The 11,176-nt window shown below is 43.1% G+C and carries 7 protein-coding genes and 1 pseudogene; 2 read left to right on the top strand and 6 right to left on the bottom strand.

Features of this window, described 5'->3' with window-relative positions; genetic code table 11:
- Positions 1–850: 850 nt before the first annotated feature.
- The 5 genes and pseudogenes from CVD19_RS23370 to CVD19_RS23345 form a co-directional block, all read right to left on the bottom strand.
- Positions 851–1,475, bottom strand: a pseudogene (locus CVD19_RS23370) (cupin domain-containing protein).
- A 311-nt stretch (positions 1,476–1,786) separates the two neighbouring features.
- Positions 1,787–3,364, bottom strand: coding sequence for a SagB family peptide dehydrogenase (locus CVD19_RS23360; protein WP_101585584.1), 1,578 nt, complete (start codon positions 3,362–3,364; stop codon positions 1,787–1,789).
- Between the two features lie 23 nt (positions 3,365–3,387).
- Positions 3,388–5,331, bottom strand: coding sequence for a TOMM precursor leader peptide-binding protein (locus CVD19_RS23355; protein ID WP_101585583.1), 1,944 nt, complete (start codon positions 5,329–5,331; stop codon positions 3,388–3,390).
- Positions 5,328–7,295 (bottom strand): putative thiazole-containing bacteriocin maturation protein, encoded by a 1,968-nt coding sequence (locus tag CVD19_RS23350; RefSeq protein WP_101585582.1) that lies wholly within the window; start codon positions 7,293–7,295, stop codon positions 5,328–5,330. The genes CVD19_RS23355 and CVD19_RS23350 overlap by 4 nt, the downstream gene beginning before the upstream one ends.
- 182 nt (positions 7,296–7,477) lie before the next feature.
- Positions 7,478–7,714, bottom strand: coding sequence for a heterocycloanthracin/sonorensin family bacteriocin (locus CVD19_RS23345; RefSeq protein ID WP_257985269.1), 237 nt, complete (start codon positions 7,712–7,714; stop codon positions 7,478–7,480).
- Between the two features lie 781 nt (positions 7,715–8,495).
- Between CVD19_RS23345 and CVD19_RS23340 the strand changes: the two genes are divergently transcribed.
- Both CVD19_RS23340 and CVD19_RS23335 read left to right on the top strand, forming a co-directional pair.
- Complete coding sequence (locus tag CVD19_RS23340) at positions 8,496–9,596, top strand: AI-2E family transporter (RefSeq protein ID WP_101585585.1); 1,101 nt, start codon at positions 8,496–8,498, stop codon at positions 9,594–9,596.
- 300 nt (positions 9,597–9,896) lie between these two features.
- Positions 9,897–10,091 carry a hypothetical protein gene (locus CVD19_RS23335; RefSeq protein ID WP_101585580.1) on the top strand — a complete coding sequence of 65 codons (195 nt, stop codon included), beginning with the start codon at positions 9,897–9,899 and terminating at the stop codon, positions 10,089–10,091.
- Between the two features lie 340 nt (positions 10,092–10,431).
- Here CVD19_RS23335 and CVD19_RS23330 read toward each other — a convergent pair whose 3' ends face one another.
- Complete coding sequence (locus tag CVD19_RS23330) at positions 10,432–11,163, bottom strand: MFS transporter (protein ID WP_101585579.1); 732 nt, start codon at positions 11,161–11,163, stop codon at positions 10,432–10,434.
- Between the last annotated feature and the right edge of the window lie 13 nt (positions 11,164–11,176).

Here is an 11,176-nt window from a genome sequence, read left to right as displayed (position 1 = left end):
CGACTGTGTATAAGGATGGAATCAAATGTAATTCAGGAAAATCTTTAGTTCAACTTATATAGATAATAAATATCCTTCAGACTTTTATGAAATATTAGCCAATAACTATTTTCTCGAGACTAATATATTATATTACAAGGTCAAAATGAAAGAAATTACAGTAAAGCAGAATTTAGTACTTTGTATAACCTTGCCCCCGCAACGTATCTTTTATTTGGTCGTAGTTAAAGTTGTAGTTAAAAATTCTTAATATCTACTAAAAAGGCTTATAAACACTGCTGTTACAACATCCTTTGATCACGTGGGTTCGACTCCCACCGTCTCCACCAATACTCCGCGTGCCAATATAGGATACGGCACCCGGCATCCAACCTAGTTTAAGATGAAAATATATTCCACTCAATTCACTAGGTCTGAACATTTCATTACAGAATAATAAACTAAAAATTTTATGAGTAGATGATAATTGCTATTTGATTGGTGAAAAAGACAAATAAAAAATCCACCAACTTATGTGAAATAAGATATAGTCAGTGCCATGACGAAAGCATGGAATAGCACGTCCCACTGTCTCCACCAATCATAAGATGGTGGATTTTTTTTGTGTTTGTGACTTGAAGCATAATATTGCCGTTTTAGAAACCCAATTGGCAATTCGGTGTACACCTGCAATTATCACCGTACTTACAATTTGGATTATAGGGTTTACTACTTGATCGGGGAATGAACGTATGATAAAACTTGGGATGACTATAGAAGGAAGAGTTAGAAAAAGCCGTTTATTTAATCGGCTTTTTACGAGATGACACAAAAAAGCATGGACTCGCCATGCAACTAATGAATCATCCTTTTATCTACTGTATTGTTGGTTCTGGTTATTGTAAGGAATTTGTTGGTTATATTGCAGATGTGGGTTTAAATATTGATGGGTAATACTTTCTGTTCCTTTATTACAATCCCGGTAGGGCCCTATATAGGTGTTCGGTTGAACTGATGCAGTTATTTGTTTCCATTGATTTTCATTCATACAATAGGTATACGACATGATATTTGGAGGCGTAAATTTTAAGTTGTTAGAACCCAAAATTACTTGTGGAGTCGGTGCATTAAAAATCGCCAAAAGATGAGTGTTATCAACAGCAGCTAGTTCATAATGCCACCAACCATGTGGAACGTTTGCCACCTGTCCAGGTGTAATATAGTAACTGAGAATTTGGTTTGTAAACGGGTTTAACACGGAGACAGTCACAGCACCAGAAATACAATAGACTAGCTGTGCTGCATTTTGGTGATAATGAGGTTCTATATCATTATTGGCACTAAGGAAAATGTCTAACAAAGATACATTTTCAAGTGTATTCAACTGATTTATATACGTTAATATAATTTTGGTTATCTTTTTTGAACAAGGGACTTTTATTTACGTCAAAAGTGTATTGAGCTGATGGAGAAGTATAATCCAAAGGTGCTTTTATTTGAAGATCAGGGCTGCCAACTGGTGGCTCTTACAGCACTATGGACGGAATTAGATTAATAAAGAGCGGGTTAAATCCAGTAACACTTTTTCAACAAGGGGTAATCAGGGTAGGCGTGGAGAAGTGCACTATCTAAAAGTGATTGAAACATTCAAAAGCTATCTGCAAAAATATTTCTTGGAGCAGCTGAGATATATAACTATTGAAGGAGTTTGGTCTATCGGTCAAAACTTGACCGCAACACGTATAAGAGAGGTCACCTTTTTCAAGAGTGACCTCTTATATTTATTCTTCACAGTTCATTTTTTTACTTAGCAATGCAAACTTCCCCTCAGCCAAGGGCGATGCCGATATGGACCGATCGGGATTTGGATCAGGCTGGTTTTTCCTTTTGGATCCATCTTGTAAATTTCATCACACAAGCTTACATCATACCCGAGGAGTGGATGTCCCCCCAGCCCAATGGCTGACGCTGCTAACAGTAAGCGTTGCACGAGCATACCTGCTTCCATTTGTTGGATACGGTATCCTCTGTACCCGAGTGCCGTTGTCAAGTGATCCTTGGCCCCTGCCACATGCAGGCAGAGCGGCACTTGGCACAAATTCACATTATCTAGAGACATTCCATATTGCAACTGGAGTCGATGATCTCCGGGATGTACTTGCCGTAACGCATGATTAGGGCTGTCATAGTAATAAGCACCATCCCGAATGCCTTCAACATTATACAAACAGCCATACAGTGAGACACGGGACTCGTGCTTCTTATGTGGTTGATCCAAATCGTTTCGATACGTGTAGGAATCCGTCGCCTCCTGAAGTAATGCGGCGAGCTGCGGTTGACTAATCTTTCCCAAAACGAAATCCATCCCCGGAGAATATCGCTGCCGGCAGGCGGATGCCAAATCATAGGGCACCCGTTTCACATGAGGCAGAGCTACCGCTTCACCCTCATCATTCATACTTTGCTGTGCTTTAAAATGCCGAAACTCCCGGGTTGATTCCAGCATGGATGCTTCATTTATCTTGGTTAGCATCGGAAACTCTTTGACCCTCTGTGACCGTACGTATTGATCAGTCTCAATAGCTGTCAACTGTATTGACAATTCCTTTGAACTGAGAATAAAATCTGTGTCACTCCCGCTAGTTGACCAGACAGTAGGTTCAACCGATAGCGGGATAACTGCATATATGCTCTCTTCCTGCGCGGATAGCCCCAGCAGATGATTGATGGCTTGATCAAGAAATTGAAAGTATACCCCAGATGCGAATCCAAAACGTTTGGCTACTTCCAGCAACTGTCCAATGAGCACACCTGCATCCAACCCTTGAAGACGGTAGGCAAAGTTATTGTATTTGAAGAAATTTTTCCAAAACATTGTCGATACAAAAACAGTGCCAAAAACAGATGATAAATCACAGCGGTTTCCAAGAGCCCGGGTTATATATGAATCGAAATTGCCTTCTCGCAGCAACACCAGGTGGTGGTGTGCGACATCATAATGGTACACCCCAGCAGGCAAATCCTCCAGCTTGAGATACACATACAATTCATTCGGATACAACGCCCCACCTGAAGGAACAAAGCGCCGATAGGACTGTATCAGGTCCGTCGTAGTTTCTGAGTTATCCAAGGTGAAGACTGACTGTGACAATTGAGTAAGACCGAAAACATACCATAGAAAAGCACCGATTTTGCGAGTATCGGGCTTTGCTGGTGTTTCCCATCCTTCAAGCGTCAGTGGTATTTCCAAAGATAATGGAACCACAGGCAAGCCGCGATAGAGCTTATAAGCAAGCGGTGCATCGTCCCAATCCACTTCCCATTCCGGTGGGTATATTTTTTCAATATCGAAATGCAGATTGTGCAGAAACGCCTCTAGGTTCATCCTCCTCACCTCCCAGTCATTCCTTATGGAAACGGATGCGGATGCGGATTAAGCTGTTCAACTGTCAGCGGTTGGTCCGTATATCCCAGTTCATTCGGTACATTCAACACCCTGTCCAGTCCGGTTAAGCGGGTTAGGTGATGGCCAAATGTCATCGGCAACATTCCTGGAATCAGCACTTTCACACAATGCAGCCCGTTTCGTATGGTTTCTGGTGTCGTCTGATTCACCACTATCACATCAAGGTTCAACCGGCGAAACTTCTCAAGAATGTCCTTCAGGTCATCGGTCAGGTCTGTGTGCCTCGTCTTCAACTTGAATTCATTCTCAAACGTTTGCATCGGCCGATTATTGCTTAGCAAGAACTGGAGGCGCTCTTCAGATTGCCGCAAACCGTACAGCATGCCATGATCATCCATTTTTTTCACCAGGGAAGAATCATGAAACATACGCACATACTCCTGCTCGTTCGCCTCAAATTTCTCGTCGAGTGTCATCATCATCGCCGCCAACTCATGAACCGCGCTTTTCACTGCCCGGACCGGGTCAAGATGAGCTCCGGCTGCACAGATGATATTCAATCCTTTTTGCTTCCTGTTTTTCGCCAATGTCAAAATGCTTGGAATTCCGTTCTCCATCGTAGAGTTAAACATATAAAGGTCATAGCCTCCCACCTCCCGAATACGGTCGACCATCAACTGCAATTCTTGGTCATTAGCGGAATTAACGCCAAGAGGTGGAAGGGTCAGTTGCGCGTACCAAGTCATGAGGAACGAATCCCGCTCCACCACTTCCAAAATACCATGGAAAATGGCCTCCTCCAAACTTCCGCCTAACGCGCATCCATTGGAAGTTTCATAGACAAATCCCTGGCCGCAGCCCAGACTGTAATAGGCAAGCAACTCGGGAACCAGAATAGGACGCTCCTGCAAAAACGAGTAACCCCATACCCAATTGATCGATTGATCAGGATTAAATGGTTTGAACGGAAAACCAGGCTGTTCATACTGTTCCTTTGCGTGTACTCCTACCTTTTTAGGATTGAGCGCTTGATCTTTCACATTGCGATAACTGTCATGGACTACTGTCCGTTTGCCGCGGGGAGACAGACCGCAGTACCTCTCCAAACCCTCCAGGATGGCAGTCGACTCACTTACTGAGTATGAATGAGTCCGTCCTGCTGCTCCCTCATCCCCCATCAACAAAGGAAGATTAACACTTACATCGGCAAATGGCGGCACCATGTCGTACATTTTCCAGTTTAACAAACCAGTCCGGTTATCTAGATAGTCTTTGATTAGAACTTCACTCAGATCGTCCATCGTCCTGCAGCGGTAGCTATCGATGCTGGTCTTCGGGCTTGGTTGCAATTTAATTCGTGCTGCTTCAGCTGAATCATCGGGCAATTCACTACAAACCGGACACAACGGGTCCGGGAGAAAAGAATGCCATGAACTTTTCAATGTTTTGAGATTGATTAAACAGACCCTTTCTTTCGAGTAAGCCTGACCACGGTCCAATATTCTTTGGACTTCCGATTCAAGCAGATAAGCCATCTGTAATAGTCCCGTTCTAGATGCCCAAGCATCATGTGAAATTCCACCATTCACAGCAAGATTGTGTTGTATCTCCCACATTTCTTTGCGCTCACGACCTGCCATGAGACGACGCATGTCCGCACACTGGGAGCACCCCGGCCTACTAACGTTAACCAAAGGCCCGACCACGCCCTCGCCAAAGGAGACGAAGCCTCGCAGCCATGGGATGCCGGTATGTCGTAACACCTGTTCTGCTTTTAGATGTAATGAGGGATTCCAGGCATCTTGCAAAACCAGAACCAAATCCGTCGCTTCAGATACTCCGGCCTCGAAATCAGCATGGCGAACTACCCGGTATTGGTTGGACAATTTTGTGCAAACGAGGTCCACCAATACCCCTTCGCCGACAACATCCACGACTGTACTCACCCGGTCTCCTCCTCTCGTAACAACACACTGAAAGCCCCTGCCAGTTCCTGTTTAATAGATGGTTCCAATTGGTGTTCGAAGACGAATAGCCGCTTACCGTTCCGTTTCAAAGTGTCCAATGCGGATTGTAATATCTTGGTATGCGCCGTATCTTCACATACGGGGATTACTACGCTTGCCGGTTCCTTGACTGCCAAATGAACTGTCGAGACCTCCAACTCATGCATCGTGTGGGCTTCTGCCTGGTTTTGTGCCTTCAAAAGCGCCTGTTGTAACGCTTTCCGCAATGCCAATGTTATATTCAAGCCTGCACTGCTGTACCATCCGTAATTTGTACCTATCCATACGACAGGGAGACCACACACTTCATCTCCTAAGCCAATCATCGGTGCCCCCTGCATAGTAGTGAGAGCCTGCAAATAAAAGAGGCAACGTTCATCTTCTATGGCATTCAACTGCACGAGCGAGATAGAGTTCTTCTGGTTGGCCTGTTGCTTTTTCAGCCCATCATCTAAGCACCTTTGCAACCCGCGGCAAATTGCTTCAGCAAACGTAACCCCGGAGCCGACACCAACAAGCTCCTTCGGTTGTACCATGATACCTTCTACTATGTGAACTGAAGGCAGATTCTTAACGGGCAGGCCGCCCAATCGCGATACATACGCTTCAATCCCGGCAAAGGCAGCTTCCATACGCGCCTCTTCATGAGTTAAACCCGAACAGACAATATCCGGCAACAAATCAGCCGGTCCCTCCGCCAATGGATCGACTGCCTGAACACGGCACTGTGCCAACGGAAGCTGTTTCAGGTCTCCCTCCTCCCAAATATGGAAAATGCCTGACGTCGACGATGTTAGCTGGCTGAAGAACAGAAACAATTGGTTTGAATCATTACTCCCAACTTCCTGTTCCAAACGCAAATCGAAATCTTCAACCCATTTGGCATACGCATCCCCAGCCACCAATGGATGGGGCAAAAAAGAATGCCAATTTCCCTCCATCGTCTCCAAATCAAGCAGAAAGAATTTATTCTTCTGATCCACTTCGTTTCCTGTTTTAGTAGCGTGTTTGAAAAATTCAAACACAATTACATTGGACATCATTGCTCCCGCTATGGACGAGTGGGATGTTAATTGTTGTACGCCATAAATAGTGGTCTCATGTATGCGGCGCCATGCAGACTCCCAGCAGCCCTCGAAGTCAGGATGTACCAGTGGACCTGCCAGACCAACCTGTTGAAGGCAAATTGCGGGGAGAAATATCTTTTTTTCTTTCCTGCAAACCGAATGCAGAACTCGCAGTTCCTCTATTTCTCCTTCCTGAGACACATATAATATCGCATCAAACGGCTGCACAATCTCTTCCCAAGAGCTTTCCCGATGATTCTCCAGAATGATCTCTTCCACCGCTGCCTCTGGATCTGTTTCGCTCGCATAAGCCATGAGGTCCGAAACCCGCCGCCTACTGGTCGATACCGAGTCCGTGATAAGAATATGAAACTTAGGTAATCCGGATTCAATTAACGCAGCAACCAAAGAAACCAAGAAAGAACCCGAGCCAACTGCTAACACTTTAGCATGACGATAGGTTTGAAAACGATACGCAGCCGAACCTCCGAAACTCTCCAAAAATTCAATTTGAGAAGCATGTCTCTTAAGAATCTGCTCAGACAAGTGGTGCGGACGGTCTTGGCTCATATCCTGAACAAACCCGTTTCGATACAGTACACCTGCAATTTCATACACCCGATCCCGGTAGGGCCCAGGCAAACCATCTGTCAGCTGTGCCAGTGTGTACTCCCCGTTGAACATTGGCATGAGCTTCTCAACCCACTTATCAATCGAACTGCCTTCCATACGGAACGAGCTTAAGTTGTTTCGAAAATACACACCGCTATTTGGATCAGGGAGAAAAAATGTATCCCTTTTCAATTTCAAACGCATAGAAGGGGTCAAATTCGTCATTCCGCTCCTCCTCACGTGATATATTCTCAAATTCTCCACCATCACGTCTATAATCATCCTATGTCCTTCAATTTGTCTCTTATGTCTTAGCGTAAAAAGAAAACCCCTGCAGTAACTTGTGCAGGGGCATCCCTTGCCATTAAGCAATCAGGGTTTCCTTAGAAAAACTAAATTTATTCACTTCACCAACCGCATCGACCGCATCGATGGCATCTGAAGCAACCACCACAACGGAAGCCAAAACATCCACCAAAACCAAAACCGAAACATCCACCAAAACCAAAACCAAAACATCCGCCAAAACCAAAACCTCCAAAACCTCCAAAACAGCCACCGCATTGCCGAGACTGATCATTATAATACTGGTTTTGGTCCCAAGGAACTGCCTCGTTCGCATAGAAATCGCCAACATTCAACATTTGTAGTTGGTTGTGGAAATCATTCATTTAGCATAACCTCCGTTAAAATTATTTAGTTCTAGAAAGACGAAAGGGACAAAGAACAATCCTAAAAAAAAGAAAACTGTTGTATCTAGTGAATCCACTGATACTTTGAATCCTTTCACAACAAAATATGAAGCATAAGTGGGTACTGTAACGGTACAAGTGCCTATTTTCTTAAAAAATAATCTTATAACTCAACCAGTCCAAGAAGGAGCGTGTCTGTCCGACCAAAATGAAATATTATTTCAAGCTTTTATGCTTAAATCTCTTATTAAATAAATTGGGAATGGAATGAGTTCATGAAGAGTTGCTATCGCTTTTCATACAACCATTGAATCTGACTGATGGAGAGCAATTTAAACAAGAATGTTAATTCCTGCTAGATGGATGGGGATTCAAAAACTTTCAGGTCATCTGAATGAAATGCTAGGGTAGAGAAACTGAATTATTAATCGATTCTGTAAGCAAGGAGAAATGGACTGTAGATATATGAAACGTAAAAAATAATCCAGTCTTGACCTTGGCTGGCTATGAGTGGTTTATTCCCTCATTGTCCTGATTACATTGGAGGGAGTCTTCTATTTTCGAGACCGTTCGGTGTTACCAGCACCATCGTCCTGAATGTAATAATAACGCTCATTGTTGTGCAGGAAACTTTACTTTAAATTTAATTCAATCAATCCCTCGTTAATATTGTGTAATTATCCAAAACTTTGTTATATTTTTAACATCTGATAAGAGGGTAGAGGTGCCTGCTTTGTCTAAGTCTAAACTGCAATTTTGGCTGATTCAAACTTTGCTTATTTTAACGATTGTTTTGGTTTCTACAAAAATCTCATTTGTTTTTAGGCCTATCGGAGTCTTTTTCTCAACGGTTTTCTTTCCAATCCTGATAACCGGTTTCTTATATTTCCTTTTGAATCCGGTGGTGAACTTTCTGGAACGCAAGAAGCTGCCCAGGGTAGCAGCGATACTGGTTATATATGTTTTGTTTGCCGGTGTGCTTGTCTTGGGGATCGGCAGCCTGGGTCCAGCAGTATCACAACAGGCAGGGGAGCTAGCCGAAGATCTGCCAGTCTTTGCCGACAAGACCATTGATTTTTTTAACGATGTGGTTAAATCTTCAGAATTTAAAGCTTTTATCGACGAACAGAGTGACATGGTTGATACGGTGCAACAAAGGTTAATGGAGTATGCAAATACACTGCCTAACAAATTGACGAATGGACTGAAGAGTGTTTTCGGCATTGTCACCAATATTGCAATAATCCTTGTTACCGTTCCATTTTTATTGTTTTACATGTTTAAGGATGGTGAAAAATTCCCGAAAGCAGTATCAAAGTTTATTCCGGCCGGTTACAGAGATGAGGGCCTGAAAATTTTGAAAGAAACAGGGGAGACATTATCAGCATATATCCAGGGGCAGGTGATGGTGGCGCTGGCTGTCGGAACCTTGGCGTTTATCGGATATTTATTGATCGATCTACGCTATGCCTTGATTATGGCCCTTATCGTGGCCTTCACCAACATTATCCCATATGTAGGGCCAATTATTGGCGGTGCACCAGCTGTGCTTGTCGCTTTATTTGATTCACCGGGAAAAGCTTTATTAGTAATCGTTGTCATCCTGGTCGCCCAGCAAATTGAAGGGAATTTACTGTCACCGATGATATTGGGCAAAACACTGGATACGCATCCGGCAACAATCATTATTATTTTATTGGCTGCAGGCAATCTGGCAGGCGTACTTGGAATGGTCTTGGCAGTTCCGACCTATGCTGTGTCAAAAACAATTGTCTTGAACTTAGTCCGATTCCTGAGAGCGAGAAAAGGGGCGAATTATACAGCAGGAGCGTGAGTCTTACAGCATTATGAAAGAATACATATGCCAGTTTGGCAATATTCAGCTGAAAAGTGCTGAGATCATAAATATCAATATACAAATGAGATGCATTTAGAATTAAAAGAAAAACTAACTAATAAACTACATCACTTGATCAAAGAGGCTTATTAAACTAATTTCAGCTAAATTGATATAGAATTGCTGCCAATACAGGCGGCTTTTTTGTTTGAAGATGCTTACGAAGTAACGGACGTAATATGAGTGAATTAAAATCAACATGATGTGTCACATTAACAACAGTGGAGGTGATGAAGCGTGGAGAATAAAAAGATTCAAAAAGTCAGTGGCCGAAATCCAGATGTAGCTGCTCTTGGCAATCCAAAGGTTGCTGCACAAGTAGATATAACGACAAATGAAGATGAAATCCGAAATGGTGATGGCAGGGATGTCCCCGCACCCTATAAAAACACAAATCGATCAATTGTTACTGGTCGACTAAGAAATGAATAATTTCGACCAAGCTGCTTAGAGGCAGCTTCTTTTTTTTACTTAAGGGCACTGCTGAACTGAATATGTGGAGCCCTTCGGAAAAACCTATGTATTGCAAGGGCAAGCAAAGGAAGAAGAAACAGTCTCGTTCGGTTTAAGATCGGCATATTTTACAAAAAAAGTGGAGCCTGGATCAGACTCCACTTTTGACTATATTTTCATCGTTTTGCACTCCCTAACACATAGAGAACACTCAGTAACACAAACAAACAAAGGAAGCTGTATTGGAAGCCGATGGCATCAACCGTATAGCCAAATAGCGGAAATAATATCATGGTGTTAAAACTCCCTGCCACGCTAATCATGGAAAAGTTTGGTCACCGGACTGGGCTGTCGTTGCATCGTTTATCATATTATCGCAGCTTGTTATCTTGTATGAACCGATTTTTTCCGGGTTTATCCAGGATAAATTGCAATCCAATGTCCGTGCCACCTTCCTTTTTACATTAAGCTGTGTCTCTGAACTTTTTTCTCTTTCTGGTTCATGCAGTAAAGAGATGGGGATAAGAGCCAGCACATGGGTGATGATGATCCCGCCATATACAAGCTCCCAGCTGATTTCGGCCATCAAGCCCCCTGCCAATTTTGACAGGCTTAATGATAATAACGCTAACGCAGTCATGTTTCCAAACACTTTGGTGTAGCGGTGTTCCTGCTTTTTTTCTTTCAGCGTATCGTATGCCAGTGCTTCCTCGGCACCTGATTGAAATGTCACTCCAATACCAAGCATTATTAATGCCATTCCAAATAAGGAGAACGAATCACTGATTAACATGACAATCGCATAGCAAATACTGAGTATATTGCCAATTAACAGGCTCTGTTTTCTTCCATATAAATCAGCAATCATTCCGGTTGGAATTTCAATCAGGACTACACTTAAATGCAGAAGTGCCTCCAAAATGCCGATTTGGGTCATGGTCATTCCTGAATCGCCCATGTATATGACCCACAAGGCCCGGTCGAAAAACAGTTGAGCTACAAAAATATAGATGTATATATATCGAATATTTTTCGTTAAATTCGATTTCATTCCGATATCCTCC

Source organism: Bacillus sp. T33-2 (genome assembly GCF_002860205.1).
In the GTDB taxonomy this organism is placed as follows: Bacteria; Bacillota; Bacilli; order Bacillales; family Cytobacillaceae; genus T33-2.
The sequence above is the reverse complement of the archived record's forward strand: the minus strand, read 5'-3'. Positions and strand labels throughout refer to the sequence as shown.

What these genes read in the sequence shown, in the direction of transcription:
- CVD19_RS23345 (WP_257985269.1), bottom strand. Translation starts at nt 7,714, where the DNA reads ATGTTGAATGTTGGCGATTTCTATGCGAACGAGGCAGTTCCTTGGGAC.
- CVD19_RS23350 (WP_101585582.1), bottom strand. Translation starts at nt 7,295, where the DNA reads ATGACGAATTTGACCCCTTCTATGCGTTTGAAATTGAAAAGGGATACA.
- CVD19_RS23360 (WP_101585584.1), bottom strand. Translation starts at nt 3,364, where the DNA reads ATGAACCTAGAGGCGTTTCTGCACAATCTGCATTTCGATATTGAAAAA.
- CVD19_RS23330 (WP_101585579.1), bottom strand. Translation starts at nt 11,163, where the DNA reads ATGAAATCGAATTTAACGAAAAATATTCGATATATATACATCTATATT.